The sequence below is a fragment of the Nitrosomonas sp. Is79A3 genome (assembly GCF_000219585.1).
Taxonomy (GTDB): Bacteria; Pseudomonadota; Gammaproteobacteria; order Burkholderiales; family Nitrosomonadaceae; genus Nitrosomonas.
This window is the reverse complement of sequence record NC_015731.1, coordinates 2,353,329-2,371,267: the sequence shown is the minus strand read 5'-3', so window position 1 is coordinate 2,371,267 and position 17,939 is coordinate 2,353,329. Positions and strand designations below refer to the sequence as shown.

The window sequence follows — 17,939 nt, the reverse complement described above, 5'->3', positions numbered from 1 at the left end:
TATTCGGTTACTTTTTTATGCTATTTTTTGCGCTGATAGTTTATGCCTTGATATCCAATATCGTGACGGACTTGATAGTCATCAAAGTGAATTTTTTCAATGAGTTTATAGGCATTCTGCTGAGCAATTTTAATGTTCTCACCTAATGCTGTTACGCATAAAACACGCCCGCCAGCCGTAATAATTTCCTTTTCATCTTTTCCTCCTAGATATGTTCCGGCATGAAAAATATGAAAATTATCGGTGTTTTCCTGATCGATGATTAGATTCTGTAAGCCTTGGATCACGTCATTCTTTCTCGGATTCTCCGGATAACCATGCGCTGCCATTACAACACCCAGTGCGGCACGGCGATCCCATTCGGTATCAACTTTATCCAGTGTTCCATTGACAGCATGTTCTATTAACGTCAGCAGGTCACTCTTTAGGCGCAGCATGATGGGTTGAGTTTCTGGATCTCCCAGCCGGCAATTAAATTCCAATACCTTTGCTTGATCTTCCGCAGTGATCATTAATCCGGCATACAGAAAACCGCTATAGTGGATGCCTTCTTCTTTTAGTCCATTGATTACCGGATAGATAATATTGCGCATGATTTGCGCATGAAGGCTGGGTGATATAAAAGGTGTTGGCGAATACGCGCCCATTCCACCGGTATTGGGACCCAAATCTCCATCATATAGGCGTTTATGATCCTGACTAGTAGCCAAAGGCAGAATATGGCGACCATCGGTCATGACAATAAAACTGACCTCTGTGCCGTGCAGGAATTCCTCAATAATAATTTCATAGCCCGCGCTGCCAAAATTCTTTTCTACTAGTATGTCGTTGACGGCAGAATGCGCTTGTTCATTGGTTTGAGCAACTACAACACCTTTTCCCGCTGCAAGCCCATCGGCTTTAATTACCAGAGGGGCAGATTTTTGGTTGATATACTCATGTGCCAGGACGGGATCTTGAAATCTTGCATAAGCGGCTGTCGGGATATGGTGCCGTTGCATGAATTCCTTGGCGAAGATCTTTGAAGTCTCGAGTTGAGCTGCTTGCTGGAGTGGACCGAATATTTTCAAACCAGCAGCCTGGAATGCATCTACGATACCTGCGGCCAGTGAGGTTTCTGGGCCTACTACAGTTATTGCAATTTGTTCGTGCTTTGCAAATTCGATTAATTCAGGAATAGATGAGATTGCGATATTCTCAAGTCCACATTCTAATGCAGTGCCCGCATTACCTGGTGCCACGAATACTTTATGTACCCGAGGTGATAGACTCAGTTTCCATGCCAATGCATGCTCTCTGCCACCACCCCCAATAACCAGTAACTTCATGATATTGTGTGATTCTCTAATGTCTAAAATGACGAATTCCGGTGAACACCATTGAAACACCCTGTTCATCAGCAGCAGCAATAACTTCGTTGTCACGGATACTGCCGCCGGGCTGAATTATTGCTGTTGCACCAGCTTGCACCACGACATCTAAACCATCCCGGAAGGGGAAAAATGCATCCGATGCAACCACAGATCCAGCAAGTGTGAGGCCTGCTTGCTGCGCTTTTATAGAAGCGATGCGTGCACTATCAACACGGCTCATTTGACCAGCGCCGATACCGGCGGTTTGACCATTGCTGCAAAATACGATGGCGTTGGATTTAACAAATTTTGCAACGCGCCATGCAAAAAGTAAGTCTTCTAATTGTTGCGGCGTGGGTATTATTTTGGTGACTATTTTAAGATCTGCAACTGTAATATTCAGCGTGTCAGGTGTTTGTACAAGAATGCCACCGCCGATTCTTTTTAAATCATAGCGATGATGCCCAATTTGTAATGGCAGAATCAATACACGGATGTTATTTTTTTGCAATAAAAGCTGTTGGGCTTCCTGCGTAATTTCCGGCGCAATAATGACTTCAACGAATTGTTTTAAAACAGCCTCAACAGTTTCTGTGCCTATGGTTCGGTTAAATGCAATGATACCGCCAAAAGCAGAAGTTGGATCGGTTGCGAATGCAAGTTGGTAGGCATGCAGGGTTGTTTCCGCAATGGCTATGCCGCAAGGATTAGCATGTTTAACAATCACACAGGCCGGGCTGTCAAAAGTTTTGACACATTCCCAGGCTGCATCGGTATCAGCGATGTTGTTGTAGGATAATTCTTTTCCTTGCAACTGCTGATAATTTGCTAAACTGCCTGGGGTTATGGTTTCATCGCGATAGAAAGCAGCTTTCTGATGCGGATTTTCTCCATAACGTAAGTGCTGTGCAATATTGAAATTCAGATTGAGGGAATCTGGAAAATCTTTTTGATGATAGTCGGTATCTAATGCAGTTAAATAGTTACTGATGGCGCTGTCATAAGAAGCTGTATGCGTAAAAGCTTTTTTTGCCCACATAAAACGGGTAGACGAACTAATAGATCCACGATTCGCTGCCAGTTCTTCACAAAGCAATGAATAATCTTGAGGATCTGTGACAACAGTTACTTTCTGGTAATTCTTGGCGGCTGCACGTACCATGGTTGGGCCACCAATATCAATATTTTCAATAGCGTCGTCCAGACTACAATTTTGTTTTGCGATCGTTTGTCTGAATGGATACAAATTGACGATGACTAGTTCTATATTTGGAATTGATGCTTTATCAAGCGCTTCCTGGTGATCTAATAAATCATCACGTGCGAGTATACCGGCATGAATTTTGGAGTGCAGTGTTTTGACCCGGCCATCGAGCATTTCCGGGAAGCCTGTGTAGTCACTGACTTCAATAACGCTTATTCCAGCTTCAAACAATAATTTAGCAGTACCGCCTGTTGACAGGATAGTGATATCGTACTGAGTCAGTTTTTTTGCTAAATCGATAATTCCGGTTTTGTCTGAGACACTGATGAGTGCATGTTTAATGGTCATTTAATTTGGAACTGTTTCATTTTTTGACGTAGCGTATTTCGATTTATTCCAAGTAACTCCGCTGCTTGGGTTTGATTGCCTTTGGTATGTTGTATGGCAATTTCAATGAGAGGTTTTTCAACACTCTGAATTACCATACTATACAGATGCCCTGGTTTCTCCCCGTCCAGGTCATTGAGATATCCCCCTATGGCCTTGCGTATACAAGATGCAATTTCATTTTCCTTGATTGCATTCATAAACTAACTGCTCCCCTCTTTGATGTAGCTCAATCTTTGACCTTCTTCAGCTAATTTTGAGAAAAATTTATTGGTCTCTACAATTTGCTGCTCAGTGGTTTGTAATTGATTCATTGACTGACGAAAGCTAGCAGAGCCAACGAGTCCTTTGGTGTACCAGGATATGTGTTTACGTGCAATGCGAACACCCGAGTATTCCCCATAGAAATCATATAAATCATGCAGATGATCAATGAGAACTCGATGTATTTCAGCTACTTCGGGTGGTTGCAAGTGTTGGTCAGTTGCAAGATAATGATTTATCTCACGAAAGATCCATGGCCTGCCTTGTGCTGCGCGACCTATCATAACTGCATCTGCTTTTGTGTAGGCAAGAATATATTTTGCTTTTTCGGGAGTGGTAATGTCACCGTTTGCAATAATGGGAATTTTTGTGGCGGCTTTAACAGCTGCGATCGTGTCATATTCGGCTGTGCCAGTATATGCGCAAGCTCTTGTACGACCATGAATGGCGAGCGCTTGAATGCCCGAGTTTTCAGCAATATGTGCTATGGCTAATGCATTCTTATGTTGTTTGTCCCAGCCGGTGCGAATCTTTAGTGTGACAGGTATATCAACAGCCTTTACGACAGCGTCAATAATTCTTTCCACTAATTTTTCATCTTGTAATAATGCAGATCCGGCCATCACATTGCATATTTTTTTTGCCGGGCAACCCATGTTAATATCAATAATTTGGGCGCCATTATCAACATTGTAACGTGCTGCAGCAGCAAGCATTTTGGGATCAGCGCCGGCAATCTGAACTGAGATGGGAGAAACTTCGCCTTCATGATCTGCTCGCCGCTGCGTTTTCTTGGAGCCCCATAGTAACGAATTACTCGATACCATTTCAGAGACCGCCATACCGGCACCCATAATTTTGCATAACTGTCTGAATGGACGATCGGTAACACCCGCCATCGGAGCGACAATCAGTTTATTTTTTAAAATGTGTGTGCCAATCTGCATGTAAGCGGTGTCTATGGGCTGGTGGTTATTGATAATTTAAGTTTGTTGCTGCGTAGTGATTTATCTAAACACTCAGAAGCGCCCCTGGGAACCGGAGCGAGTGATCACACGATTTTCACATTCTGTTCTGCTAATTATAGCTTTTGTCAGACAGATAGTGGAGCATGATTTGAAATTATCCTCTGGCTCCAAATATCATACGGCGGGCAACAAATCTTTTGAGTGGCGGGATACAGTTCAAGGTACTTAACCCGGCTCCGCAAGCGTGTTTTAGTATTTTATTCTCATTAGAGAAAAGCTTGATCAATGAATCTGTAAATATCCTGCCGGCATTACTATCAATGTCTCTACTTTGGCGGTACCTGGATAACATTGCAGGGGTACCAATTTCCAGTACCGCGCTTTGTGTGTCGATAAGCTCGCAGGCTAATTCATAGGCGTCTCTTAATCCCAGATTAAATCCTTGTCCTGCGACGGGATGTAATGTTTGCGCCGCATTACCGATTAATGCAACTCTTTGAGATGTTGCCGGTGTTGCGTATTTAAGTGCCAATGGAAATGCCGATCTTTTTCCCGCATTGATGAATTTTCCGAGCCTATCACCAAAATGCTGATGTAATCGAATCAGAAAATCCGCATCATTCAGCGCGGTAATTTCTTTCATTGCTTCAGGGCTTACAGTCCACACTAAAGCGAAATCATCACCGTTTGGAAGCAATGCAACCGGTCCATCAATTGTAAAGCGTTCATAAGCTATACCTGTTTGCTTTTTTTCAGCTTGAACATTTGCAACAATGGCCCATTGCTGATAATCATAAGTTTGATAGGTGATATCAGGTATTTGCTTGGCCAACTGGCCACCATCGGCGAGAACAAGTAGTTTAGCTGAAACCTTTTTTTTCTGACCCTGGTAATCAAAATCGACACAGCCCGAGTTTGCATCGGTATCGAGTCGAGTGACTATAGCACCAGCAATATAATCGGATTTTATTCCGGTTAATTTCTTATGCATGGAGCAAAAAAGATCATGATAATTTACTACAAATCCTAATGCAGGAACGCCAGCATCATCCGGTGTTAAAACAGTTTGACCAAAACTGCCGCGATTGGAAATATGAATAGCAGTAATTGGCGTATTTTGTGTCAGTTCGCTCCATACCCCTAAGCGGTGTAATATCAGGTGACTTCCATGTGATAATGCCAACGGGCGGGGATCCTCGTCTTTTTCGGGTAATCCACGAGCTTCGAGTAACAAACTTGAGACGCCGGTATCGAGTAGCGCAAGTGCCAGAGCCATGCCTACCGGCCCACCGCCAATGATAACGATGTCATAATGATCAGTGGTCATATTAATAATGCTTTGAATTTTCTCAGGATATAAACTTTAATCTATAGACCGGCATAAGATGCCAGATCTAATAATTTCGATTGAAATAAATTACATTCAGTAGTTTGAATAAAATTTAATGAATGTATTGATAGTACAAGAATAGCACACTGCTCATAGTCATGGAATGCGGAAGTCAGGGGCGGCTGGAATGATGCGCAGGTTAAAAGAATGGCGTCATTGTATAATCCTGTTTCTAATCGATGAGACTATTAATGCAGTAAGATTGATTTAAAATATGGTAAAAATGATGATTTTAGAATCTCCGGTGCGGATATGTTGATGGGAAGGAATTTTGTATGACAAGATTATTAATAATTAAATTGCCAGGATGGATCGCAGGTTTACTGATCTTTATTTCTACCAATGTCTGGTCTGTGAATCTTGATACTGAGCTGATTAGTGCTGCAGGAAAAGGTAACTTTTCATTGGTAAAAAAGATACTGGATGCTCAGCAGATCGGACAAGAGGAATTGAATGCTGCTTTTCTGGTTGCAGTTAAAAAGGGAAATCCTGCGATTATTGAACGTTTTTTACAAGCAGGAGTAGATCAAAATTTAAGAGCAGACAATAATTATACGCCACTGATGCAGACTGCCCGCGATGGTCGAGAACAAGCTGTCGAAGTTCTGCTCGCAGCTGGCGCTGATGTGAATGCCGTTTCGGAAGAAAATGATACAGCTTTGATTTTGGCCGCTGAAAAAGACAGAAGAAAAGTCATTGCCTTATTGTTGGCGGCTAAAGCCGATGTCAATGCAAAAAGAAATGATGGTATGACAGCACTTTTACTGGCAGCGCAAGAAGGGCATCCGCAGACTATTCAAACCTTGGTCAAAGCAAATGCCGAAGTCAATTATCAATTGGAGAATGGCGCGACAGCATTAATGCTGGCCGTTCAACACGGTCATCTGGGAGCGGTTCATTCGCTGATCGCCGCAAATGCCAATCTCAATCTTAAAGCAAGCAATGGCGTAACTCCGCTGATGCTGGCTGAGCGTTATCGCTATCGGGAAATTATTGAATTGTTGAAGAAATCCGGTGCCAAATAGGAACTTTAATACACAACTTCTAATCGAGTTGTTATAGTGTACCGGTCTGTTATTGTTAAACTAAAGGAATAAAGGAAATTACAAATGAAAGTTTTAGCTGTTTTATTACTGGCTGCAACAGCTTTATTACTTATTGGTTGCGGTGAAGAATCAAAAAGTGATAAATCAGAAATTAGCTCATTACCAAAACCTACGAACGAAGTAACCAAGCTGGGTGAAATTCCATCGTTCATAGGTGAAGGGTTGACCAATGAAGAAAAGGCAGAGTTAAAAGAACAAATTCTGCCTGCAGGGGTAGGGGATGTTAAAACGGCCGAAGAAAAATTTAAAGCTTTAATGGAAGATGCTAAAGCGGGAAACCCTGCTGCTCAGAATGGTTTGGGGGTTATGTATTATACCGGTGAAGCGGTTTCAAAGAGTCCGTCTGGCCAATTGTTGGACAATGACCCTGAAGTGGCAGCCGGGTGGTTTTTTCGTGCTGCAGAGCAAGGTTATGCGGATGCGCAATTTAATCTGGGACTCATGTATGCAAATGGCGAAGGCATTCCACAGGATATGGCCCAGGCTGCCGAGTTATTTAAGAAAGCTGCAGAACAAGGTCATGTGGATGCGCAGAATAATTTAGGTGCCATGTACTTCACTGGAGATGGGGTGGCAAGAGACGAGAAGAAAGCGATCGAGTGGTTTGAAAAAGCCGCGGCTCAAGGCAATGAAGATGCGCGTGCAAACCTGGATGCTATAAAAGCATCAGGTAAATAATCCGGCGCTTTATACCTGATGCTGTAATTAAAGGCATGGTTCCGTCATGCCTTCTCCATTCCATTAGGCATTTATAATTGATAGCTTAGGCAATGGTTACTTCTTTAGATAAGTACACATCCTGAATTGCGTGGAGTAATTTGACACCTTCATCGAAAGGTTTCTGGAATGCCTTTCGGCCGGAGATTAAACCCATACCGCCTGCACGCTTGTTGATAACTGCAGTTCGAATTGCCTGGTGCAGATCATCGCTACCAGATTCGCCGCCCGAATTAATCATGCCAATCCTTCCCATGTAACAATTCGCGACCTGATAACGTACGAGATCAATCGGATGCTCTGTTGTCAGTTCGCTATATACTTTGGGGTGAGTCTTGCCAAATTTAATTGCGTTATAACCGCCATTATTGATCGCCATTTTTTGTTTGACGATATCAGCGCCGATAGTTACTGCCAGATGATTGGCTTGACCGGTCAGATCGGCGCTAACATGATAATCCTTGTCAGCAGTTTTAAAAGCAGTGTTACGTGTATAAGCCCATAATATGGTTACCATACCCAGATTATGCGCATGTTCAAAAGCTGCAGAAACTTCCTGGATCTGGCGGCGTGATTCATCCGAGCCGAAGAAAACCGTTGCGCCAACCGCGCAAGCACCCATATTGAAGGCCTGATTGACACTGGCAAAAAGAGTTTGGTCGAACTTGTTCGGATAAGTCAGCAATTCATTGTGATTAATTTTAAGAATCATCGGGATCTTGTGCGCATACTGCCGTGACACGATGCCCAGCACACCCAATGTGGAAGCGACTCCATTGCAGCCGCCTTCAATGGCAAGTTCAACAATGTGCTTGGGATCAAAGAACATCGGGTTGGGTGCAAATGAAGCCCCCGCTGAATGCTCTACGCCTTGATCGACGGGTAAAAGTGACAAATAGCCCGTGCCTGCTAAACGCCCGTGGTTATAGAGTGCCTGAAGATTGCGCAGCACACTCGGTTTTCGATTGCTCAGAGCCATTACACGATCGATAAAATCAGTGCCGGGTAGCTGTAGGCTATGCTTGGGTATGGTAGTGCAGACATGCTTGAGAAGAAAGTCACTTTCATTGTTCAGAATACTAATAATATCCGTCATTTTTTCTCCTGTTTGGGGGTGCTTGCAGCATCATTTCTGCGAGATTGAGAATGCGCTATCTTAATTGAAGCGTGATACCGTTTAAATAGGCATTTTCCTTATTTCTTAAAGTATGATCGAGCGGATCAAGTCATTTTGCTTAGCAGGCCATCGAAAAACTATCTGCGTTGCCGCCGCGGTGTTAAAAACAGACTCAAAATGCTCATTTATTAAGCATAAACTGCGCTTTTTCGCCTATTATTGCCTTGCGTCGCCTGCTTCGAAAACGTTTTTCAACGGCCTGTTAGATAACATTTTGATCGATTGCTATTCGAATGAGTTGCGTTGTGTTCTCTAGTTGCAATTTCCGCATCAGATTAGCATGATGAACACTAACAGTTTTAGGGCTGATGGTCAGTTTCTCCGCAATTTGTACACAGGAATTTCCTTCCGCAAGCAGTTTGAATATTTGAAATTCTCGTTTAGTGAGCATCTCTAATGGGTTCTCACACGTATTTTCATGCGTAGCATTCACTGCCAGTATTGCGGCCAACTCTGATTCAATATATATTTTTCCTGAGTTTACCTGCCGGACTGCTTGAACCATTTCTCCTATCCCGCTTTGTTTGCTGATAAATCCAAGGGCTCCCGCTTTTAATGAGCGCTGGGCCATGGTTACATTATTTAGCATGCTAAAGACCAGAATACTTGCATCAGGGTTATAGGCTTTGATACGGCGGATTGTTTCAAGCCCGCCAATACCTGGCATGTTCAAATCAAGAATTGTGACATCTGGTCGATGTTCTACATAAAGTTGAGAGCCCTTTTCGCCATTTTCCGCTTCTGCTACCACATGCATATTGGGTGTATTTTCAAGCAAACGACGATATCCGGTACGCACGACAGGATGATCATCAATCAACAGAATGGAGATTTGTTTTGTCATCGTTTGAGTTTTCGATTGGTAATCGAATGTTAATTTCTGTGCCTTCGTTACATGCGCTTCGCACCGACAGCGTGCCGTTCATGGCGATTACTCGTTCACGCATACCCAACAAGCCTAAACCTGTATATTGTTGATTGACATCGTAGCCTTTGCCGTTATCTTCTATATTCAGATACAGATAGTCAACTGGAGAGTTTTCAATGGCTTCACGGACTAAGCTGATCTGAGCCCAGTTGGCTTCAGAATGATTGCAAATATTATTAAGACTTTCCTGAACGAGGCGAAATACAGCGATATTCAATTGTTCATCAAACATTGTAAGCTCGCCCTGCAGTTGTAATTCAAGGACGATATGTTGATGGTGCGAGCACCATTGTTTTCTTAATTCTAAGAGTGCGTTGGGTAAGCCCAGTGCATCCATTAGTGCCGGACGCAGTTGATGCAGCATGTTGTGTATCACTTCATGCATTCTCTGAGTACAATCTTTAATCGCTTGAGCGCTGGCGGCAATGTTTGCGTTTTTCTCTGCGTGACTGAGAATTACTTCATTTTCTGCGCGAATGGCCGTAATCCATTGGCCTAACTCATCATGCAACTCATAAGCCAATGTGCGCCGCTCCTTTTCCTGGATACGAAATAGCTCTTTCATAAGCCGTCTGTTCTCATTCAATAATTCACGATTGCCGTCAATTGCTTCTCTGAGTTGACTGATGTCGGATAGGATCATACGACACAGGTTGTTATCATAGTCCGCTATACTTTCTAGATGAATAAAGCGGAATTGATTTTGTGTATTGCCGATTTTTAGGTCCAGCGTGACTTTATTGGGGTTATTGAAAATATCGTGTAGATAATGGAAAAATGCCTGATGGTCGATATAGGAGAAGCACGCTATAAATTGCCTGCCGATAAGAAGTGCACGTTCTTTTCCCAATAAACTGGCTCCGGTCAAATTAATAGATCGGATATCACCAGTTTGATCTACGGTAAGATACCCTACGGGAGCGTAGTCATAGAGATCTGCATAATGGTTGCGCGATTCTTCCAATTGTTGCTGCGCTTCCTTGAGTTCCAGGTTTTGCATTTCCAATTCTGTCTGATGAATCTGCAGTTCAACGAGCAGTTCCAGCTTGCTATGACTGATATCATCATCTTTTCTTCTATGTTCATTATCCAATTTTTATAGGATCTCCCGTTCGGTGATTGCAATGGCCGCTGGATTACCCGCGCCGTTATTCAGGATTGATGTCGTCATCCACACCTTGAGTAAATGGCCTTCTTTAGTGCAACGTATGGTTTCGCAAGGGGGTGTTTTCTGGCCGTGTTGAAGTTGCTCCAACAAAGTACGCATTTCTTCTCGGGCTATGTCTGGGATCAATTGATTGGCATTAAGCTGTAGTGCTTCGTCTTCGGTATATCCAAACATTTCTGTTGCACGCTGGTTCCATGCCAGGATATGGCCGTTAAAATCCTGGACTGTTACTGCATCGTTAGAATCGCGGACTACCGCCGCCAAACGGCGTTCATATTGAAGTGCATTACGTAACTGTTCGATATCTTTAATTGCATCAATATCAATAAATACCATTACGACACCGTCGATGTTTTTATCCTGTTTCTCGAAAGGGTGTAGTCGCAATAAGTACCAATGCCCATTATCATCCTGTACCTCAATGGATTTCGTGACAGCCGATTCTATCACTTGTTTGAGTTCGCTTTCCAAATCCGGGATAGCGATATTAGGCCGAATATTACTGATCGGCCGATTGGTGTCGGTATCGATAAGATTCAGCAGTACTTTTGCAGCAGGAGTAAATCGCCGGATAGATAAGTTTTTGTGCAGAATGACAATGGGCGTATCAATGCTAGCCAGTAGATTGATTAGGTCGTTGTTAACTTGATTTAATTCTTGATTCCGATTTTCATGCTCTTCGATGATGGTGGTCAGTTCTTCATTGGTGGACTGTAATTCTTCTTTAGTAGTTTCTAATTCTTCGTTAATACTTTGCAATTCTTCGTTGGCGGATTGGATTTCTTCATTAGCAGACTGCAATTCTTCATTGGTTCCTTCCTGTTCTTCAATAATCGATTGCATATACTCCCGTTCGGTAAGTAATTCATTTTCCAAAGTACTAATGCGAAGATCTCTAGCATCTCTACACGAGTCTTCTGGCTGTAATGGGTTCTGCCTAGCGGGGATTTCAGCGCCAGGTTCAAATACGACCAAATAACTTGGCATCATAGTTTTTGGACTGACGAGGGGTATTATTTGCAAATTTATATTTTTATAGCTTCCATTATGATGCATGCGCAAGCCTTCCTTGCGAACAATGTTGTTTTCCTTGATGGCTTGATGGACAAGTGCTCGTAGTTCTATTATCAGTTCCGGATGCACCATTTTCAACAAGTTGAGACTTGCGCTCCCAGTAGTTGGCTCAATGTAGGGGCCGGTTTGGCCACGGAAATAGAGTATATGCATATTCTGGTCGATTACTACCGCCGGTGGCCCATATTTTGTCAGAATTATATTTTCAGCTGCTTGTTGCACTTGCATTGCCGGTGGTGCGTCCTTTGAGTGAAAATGAAATGTCGAAACTGATGGAGATGTAGAGAGTATTTTGGCTAAATCAGTATTAGGTGGATTTGCCTGAGATTTACGCAAATAAATCTTATTCTTCCTGTCAATTAAAGAGTAAAGATCGGCTTCGCTACCAATCGTTTCAGAAGTGCCTAACATCAGGAAACCATTCGGACGTAGCGCATAGAAAAAAGTGTTTAATACTCTTTTCTGTATTGGTGTATTGAGATAAATCAACAGATTGCGGCAGCAAATCAGATTTATCCGGGAGAAAGGGGGGTCTTGGATAACATTCTGTATCGCAAATACGCAGACATCCCGGATACTTTTGCAGATCTGGTAACCGTTTGTTGTTTTGATAAAAAACCGCGCAAGCCGCTCAATTCCAACAGTCTCATCGATGTGATGTGAATAGATCCCTTGGCGTGCTTTGTCGATCGCTTGCTTATCGATATCTGAAGCAAAGATCTGAATATGCATGGCATTAACTTGATTACCGAGAAATTCAAATAGCGCAATGGCTATTGAATAAACCTCTTCACCCGTTGAACAAGCGGGTATCCAAATACGAAGTGCTCTTTCATTTGCCAGTTGTTCAATGAGACGAGGAAATATTTCTTTCTTGAGAACCTCAAAAGCTTCTGGATCGCGAAAGAAGCTCGTGACATTGATCAGCATGTCCTGAAACAATATGTCCAGTTCCTTTGGGTGCTGCCGCAGAAACTTGACATAATCTTTCATTTCATCCAGTTGGTGTAGCATCATGCGCCGTTTAATACGACGCAGAATGGTCGTGTGCTTGTAGTAAGTAAAGTCGATACCGGTGCGCGCGCGCAGCAGAACGAAAATTTTACCGAGGTTCGTTTCTTTGGCTGGCACATCTTCTGCAAGCTTAACTAACTGTTGTTTTAAATAGGGATGATGCGCTATTTGCGCCAATTTACGGGCAATTTCCTTAGGTGGCAGGATAAAATCCACATGCCCGCTAGCGATTGCACTGTGCGGCATTCCATCATATTCCGCCGAATCTTCAGATTGTGCAAAGGTAATACCGCCCACTGTCTTGATGGCTTGTATACCCAAAGTGCCATCGGATGCTGTGCCTGAAAGAATAATTCCAATGGCATGATTTTGCCGGTCTTGTGCAAGACTGGTTAGAAAATCATCAATGGGCAGGAATTTACCCCATACATCCGGACGTGGGAGCAATTGCAATACACCGTGCAGCAGTGCCAAGCTATGTGTCGGTGGCATCACATAAATATGATTGGGCTCAACACGCAGATTATCGCTTATTTCGATCACGGGCATTGCCGTGGTACGTTTTATCAGATCAGGTAATAGGCTGATATGTTTAGGGTCAAGATGCTGGATCAGAACAAAGGCCATGCCAGTGTCGATAGGAAGTGCTTTGAGCAGTTGGGTAAATGCATTTAATCCTCCCGCAGAGGCGCCGATACCCACTATTGGGAATGTGTCTGTTTCTGTATTTGGATTGATATCCACTTTATCCTGATGCGTCATCGAATGAGAGAGCTTAAATTTATCCTTATTTCATGAACCCAAAAAGCTATTTTTCCATAAAAATTATGCACTACGAATATTAAACTATTTGGTTGAGGAGTTTGGCGAATTTGCTAATCCGATTAAATATTCTTGCTTTTGTTTTGGGTACTGGCTTGTTGCAACAACAAGCTGAATTACCCGAATTAATTTGGGCCTGCAGTTTATTGTGGGTAACAATTGCAATCGGCTTAATACAGCATTATCAATTGGCCTTACTGGGAACAGTAAATAGAGTCTTGTTATGGGGGATTTTCCTGGGGATTGGATTTTTCTGGGCAGCTGCTTTTGCACATTGGCGCTTGTCTGATTCATTACCCCAAGCATGGGAACAAAAGGATATTCAGGTGATTGGCGTAGTGGCCAGTGTGCCGCAAAGCGATGATCGTAGTGTGCGTTTCCGCTTCGATATCGAGCGAGTGGTTACTGAAGGTGCGATTGTGCCCAAAAAGATTGCGTTATCCTGGTATCAAGAGCAACAGGCGGATTCAGATCAGAAGAGGTTGCCGGTTATCAAAGCGGGGGAGCGCTGGCAAGTAACGGTGCGTCTGAAACAGCCGCACGGCACAATGAATCCGCATGGCTTCGATTATGAAGCATGGGCGTTGGAGCGTAATGTTCGAGCATCCGGATATGTGCGTTCCTCGGCCGATAATCGGCGTTTGCATCCCATGGTTCCACATCCAATCTATTGGATTGAGCATGTTCGCGAGGAAATCCAGCAACGCTTTGCTGCAAGTCTAGGCGATAAAGCTTATGCCGGCATATTAAAAACGCTGGCCACGGGTGATCAGCACGCCATTCCCCGCGATCAGTGGCAAATATTTACGCGTACGGGGACCAATCATCTGATGGCAATTTCCGGCCTGCATATCACCATGATCTCCAGTATGGTGTTTGCAGCGGTGTTCTGGTTATGGCGTTGGAATAATTACTTAACGTTACGTTTGCCAGCACGCCGCGCGGCTGTCATGGCCGGATTGATAGTGGCTTTCAGTTATGCTGTGCTGTCCGGCTTCGCCATTCCGGCGCAGCGGGCATTCTGCATGTTGGCTGTGGTGGCAGTCGCGTTATGGAGAGGGCACCAAACTTCTGCAACAAGGGTGCTGGCATGGGCGTTATTTTGGGTGGTGTTGCTCGATCCTTGGGCAAGCATTGCGCCTGGTTTCTGGCTATCATTTGGTGCCATTGCCATTATTATGCTGGTGACGGTAGGGCGGATCGGCAAAATTCACTGGTTGAATGATTGGTTACGGATTCAATGGGCCATTACATTGGGACTCATCCCGCTATTACTGGCTTTGTTTCAGCAGGTGTCATTGGTATCCCCCATTGCAAATGCCATTGCCATTCCGTTGGTGAGCCTGGTAGTGGTGCCGCTAACCTTATTGGCAACGATACCATTGTTTGATTTTATGTTACCGATTGCCCATGAGGCGTTAAGTATTGTCATGCTGTTACTGCGCTCGCTCAGCGATATGTCAAACGTAGTATGGCAGCAGCATGCGCCGCCGATGTGGGCAATAGCGGTGGCAATCGTTGGGATCTTATGGTTGTTGCTGCCTGGAAGTTTGGGGCTGGGATTTTTTGCCGGTTTCCCGGCACGCTGGCTGGGGGTCATTGCACTGTTGCCGATGTTTTTGGTACAGCCTGCCCAACCCAAGTCCGGTGAATTATGGTTAACGGTGCTGGATGTTGGTCAAGGATTGGCTGTAGTGGCGCGCACCGAGCATCATACTTTGTTATTTGATACCGGGCCTGGCCTTGGTGAAACAGATAGCGGCGGCCGCATTATCGTGCCTTTTTTACGCGGAGAAGGTATTCGACAGCTGGATGCCCTAATCGTATCACATGCTGATTCGGATCATAGCGGCGGCGCTGTGTCGGTATTGGAGGCGATACCTGCTCAAATGCTACTATCGTCTCTGCGCAGCCATCACCCAGTACAACAAGTTGCGCTCCATAAAGAACAGTGCCGGGCTGGTCAATTCTGGCAATGGGATGGCGTACATTTTGAATTGCTGCATCCATTGGAACAAGATTACGGAAATCCACAACGTAAAATCAATGCCAATAGTTGTGTGTTAAAAATTACATCAGCGCATGGCAGCGTATTGCTGCCGGCCGATATTGAAGGAAAGGATGAGCAGGCATTGCTCGCTCGCGCCAGTGATAAACTTCCCGCAACAGTATTGATTGCGCCGCATCATGGCAGTAATACTTCATCGACCGCCGCTTTTGTTCAAAAAGTAAATCCATCGCTGACGATATTCACAATGGGTTATCAAAATCGCTACGGTCATCCGCGAGAAAACGTGGTGGCGCGCTATCACAATTCGGGAAGTCAATTGCTGCGCAGTGATAGGGATGGTGCTATTTTAATTCGTTTTGCAAATAATGGATGGTTTGCCGATAGCTGGAGAAAATTACATCGCCGCTATTGGCACCACAGCACAATTGAATAAATTGATACTGTGATTAAAGTGCGCATCTATGATTTTAGTGAAAGCTGAGGTTTCTATTATTCGTCAGGAAATTCGATATTGTTAAACATCACAGTGAAAGAAGTTCCGGCTCCGGGCTCGCTGGCAACTTTGATTTTTAGTTTGTTATTTTCTGCTGCGATTCTTACTATAGACAAGCCGATACCGCTGGTTGCCTTGTTATGGAGAGCTGCTCTGGGTGAATAAAAATACTCATTAAATATATTCGGCAAATCTTTGCTATCAATACCGATCCCATGATCGGTTATGGTAATTTCGGCAGTATGATTAAGCCGGTTGACAGTCGATGTAATTTCAACGGATCCATTATCATGAGAGTAAGTGATTGCATTGGTAATAATATTTTCCAGAAGTATCCCCAATTGATCAGGAATTACCTTACAGATAAAGTTCTCAATAGATAAATTGAGTACAACATTTTTGGAGTTAGCAACGGGAGTTATTTTTTCAAGACACTTTTGCAGAGCGGTTTGAATATTAACGGACTCGAAAACCGCAGTGTCAAGACAGGTATCTTTCAATCGTTCTAACCGGAGTAAATCAAGTATTAAACCAGACATATTTTTTGCCCGGACATCCATCTGAACAAGGGCCGTACTGACTTCAGGTGTTGTTTCTCCCAGATAACCTTCGTTAATTAAATTTATTTTGCTACGAATAGCATCGAGAGGGGATTTCAATTGGTGTGTGATTAGCAATGCATATTGGTCTTTTTCTACTTGTGCTTGATTGATTTGTTTATAGGCATCCAATAGATGGCGTTCATGAGCACGAACGATCAAGGAAAGCCTCGAGACAACATACCAGACGATAAGAAATAAGGCATCTAAAAAGAACATCCATACTATTGCACCATCTCTGCGTGAACTTTCAGAAAGAAGATGATTGTTTATCAACGTTGAGAGCGGCGTTTGAGTGATTAGGAAGTTATCAACAACGATGACGATCGTATCCATTAAACAGACTAATATGGTTACATACAGGCTTTCACGGGTAGAAAAAAAGATACAGGCTAGTGCGATATGCAGCACGTAGAAGAAGGAGATTGGTGTAGTAGTGCTGCCAATATAATGTACGACAACGGATAAACAGACCAGATCAACGATGATTTGCACCCACAAATTAATAGAGGGCGAGTTATATTTACTGGGTTTGCCATGATTTAATGCGAAGATGTATGCAATATTAGCAACAACCAGCACAATAATGACAGCAATCGGCCATTTTTGCTGCTCACTGATACCCAATTGCGCCAGCGCATCTGACGCTGATAGCATCAGGATCTCGAAAAAAACCAGTGTGGCGATCAATACCCAGCGAAAGGTAATAAACCAACGGATATTGCTAATTAAAACATCATCACTGAGTTTTAGTTTTTCTCCTATTAATTCAAGCGATATATTGGGGATATTCGATTTATTCCAGGAAAACTCAGTAGTTGCCATGCTTGTTTAATCCAGATCCAATTAGGCTGCTGCTCCAGTATGTTTCAAGCGCTCGTTAATTGTTGCCAATAAGCTCACCGGTTCAACGGGTTTCTCCATAATACAAACCCATTCATGCGACCCATCTTCAAAATAGGGTCTGATCATATCACCGAGAGATGTCAGGAAAATGGCTTGTATTTGCGGAAAACGCTTGTGGATTTGTGCATAGGTAGTCAATCCGGAATCCATTGATTCAACCATTACATCAAGGATAGCCAAATCAGGCCGTTTGGTCTCATCTTCCAATGAGTCGATAAATTCCTGCATAGTCAGGTAACTATCAACCTCATACCCGTTTTTACACAGTATGCGCTCAACTGCTTCCCGTATGTCCGAGTCATCATCGACGTGTGCGATTCGTGGTGCCATAGTAATTCTCCTTACTTCATAATGTGGGC

14 protein-coding genes are annotated in these 17,939 nt (G+C 43.6%); 3 read left to right on the top strand and 11 right to left on the bottom strand.

Annotated elements, in window-relative coordinates:
* Positions 1-20: 20 nt before the first annotated feature.
* From purD to NIT79A3_RS10885, 5 genes are all read right to left on the bottom strand, one after another.
* Positions 21-1,328 (bottom strand): phosphoribosylamine--glycine ligase, encoded by a 1,308-nt coding sequence (purD, locus tag NIT79A3_RS10905; protein ID WP_013966251.1) that lies wholly within the window; start codon positions 1,326-1,328, stop codon positions 21-23.
* A gap of 16 nt (positions 1,329-1,344) precedes the next feature.
* The gene (gene purH, locus NIT79A3_RS10900; protein ID WP_013966250.1) at positions 1,345-2,904 is read right to left on the bottom strand and encodes a bifunctional phosphoribosylaminoimidazolecarboxamide formyltransferase/IMP cyclohydrolase; all 1,560 of its coding nucleotides are present in this window, start codon (positions 2,902-2,904) and stop codon (positions 1,345-1,347) included.
* Complete coding sequence (locus NIT79A3_RS10895) at positions 2,901-3,143, bottom strand: helix-turn-helix domain-containing protein (protein WP_013966249.1); 243 nt, start codon at positions 3,141-3,143, stop codon at positions 2,901-2,903. Before NIT79A3_RS10895 ends, purH begins: the two co-directional genes overlap by 4 nt.
* 3 nt (positions 3,144-3,146) lie before the next feature.
* Positions 3,147-4,154, bottom strand: a complete 1,008-nt coding sequence (gene dusB / locus NIT79A3_RS10890) for a tRNA dihydrouridine synthase DusB (protein ID WP_013966248.1) — start codon at positions 4,152-4,154, stop codon at positions 3,147-3,149.
* Between the two features lie 175 nt (positions 4,155-4,329).
* Positions 4,330-5,502 carry an FAD-dependent monooxygenase gene (locus NIT79A3_RS10885; RefSeq protein ID WP_013966247.1) on the bottom strand — a complete coding sequence of 391 codons (1,173 nt, stop codon included), beginning with the start codon at positions 5,500-5,502 and terminating at the stop codon, positions 4,330-4,332.
* Between the two features lie 338 nt (positions 5,503-5,840).
* On the opposite strand from NIT79A3_RS10885, the gene NIT79A3_RS10880 reads away from it, so the two are divergent.
* Complete coding sequence (locus tag NIT79A3_RS10880) at positions 5,841-6,590, top strand: ankyrin repeat domain-containing protein (RefSeq protein WP_013966246.1); 750 nt, start codon at positions 5,841-5,843, stop codon at positions 6,588-6,590.
* 84 nt (positions 6,591-6,674) lie between these two features.
* Positions 6,675-7,349, top strand: a complete 675-nt coding sequence (locus tag NIT79A3_RS10875) for a tetratricopeptide repeat protein (protein ID WP_013966245.1) — start codon at positions 6,675-6,677, stop codon at positions 7,347-7,349.
* A gap of 85 nt (positions 7,350-7,434) precedes the next feature.
* Here NIT79A3_RS10875 and NIT79A3_RS10870 read toward each other — a convergent pair whose 3' ends face one another.
* The 4 genes from NIT79A3_RS10870 to NIT79A3_RS10855 form a co-directional block, all read right to left on the bottom strand.
* Complete coding sequence (locus tag NIT79A3_RS10870; protein ID WP_013966244.1) at positions 7,435-8,484, bottom strand: class I fructose-bisphosphate aldolase; 1,050 nt, start codon at positions 8,482-8,484, stop codon at positions 7,435-7,437.
* A gap of 283 nt (positions 8,485-8,767) precedes the next feature.
* Complete coding sequence (locus NIT79A3_RS10865; RefSeq protein ID WP_013966243.1) at positions 8,768-9,409, bottom strand: response regulator transcription factor; 642 nt, start codon at positions 9,407-9,409, stop codon at positions 8,768-8,770.
* Positions 9,378-10,586 (bottom strand): ATP-binding protein, encoded by a 1,209-nt coding sequence (locus tag NIT79A3_RS17905; protein WP_013966242.1) that lies wholly within the window; start codon positions 10,584-10,586, stop codon positions 9,378-9,380. Before NIT79A3_RS17905 ends, NIT79A3_RS10865 begins: the two co-directional genes overlap by 32 nt.
* 3 nt (positions 10,587-10,589) lie before the next feature.
* A complete protein-coding gene (locus tag NIT79A3_RS10855; protein WP_348225607.1) occupies positions 10,590-13,493 on the bottom strand; it encodes a chemotaxis protein CheB in 2,904 nt (967 codons plus the stop codon).
* A 128-nt stretch (positions 13,494-13,621) separates the two neighbouring features.
* Between NIT79A3_RS10855 and NIT79A3_RS10850 the strand changes: the two genes are divergently transcribed.
* Entirely contained in the window at positions 13,622-16,015 is a 2,394-nt protein-coding gene (locus NIT79A3_RS10850; protein ID WP_013966240.1) for a DNA internalization-related competence protein ComEC/Rec2, read from the top strand.
* 56 nt (positions 16,016-16,071) lie between these two features.
* Here the strand turns inward: NIT79A3_RS10850 and NIT79A3_RS10845 are convergent, their stop codons facing one another.
* Entirely contained in the window at positions 16,072-17,499 is a 1,428-nt protein-coding gene (locus NIT79A3_RS10845) for a HAMP domain-containing sensor histidine kinase (RefSeq protein ID WP_013966239.1), read from the bottom strand.
* 21 nt (positions 17,500-17,520) lie between these two features.
* Positions 17,521-17,910, bottom strand: a complete 390-nt coding sequence (locus NIT79A3_RS10840; RefSeq protein WP_013966238.1) for a response regulator — start codon at positions 17,908-17,910, stop codon at positions 17,521-17,523.
* Positions 17,911-17,939: the final 29 nt, after the last annotated feature.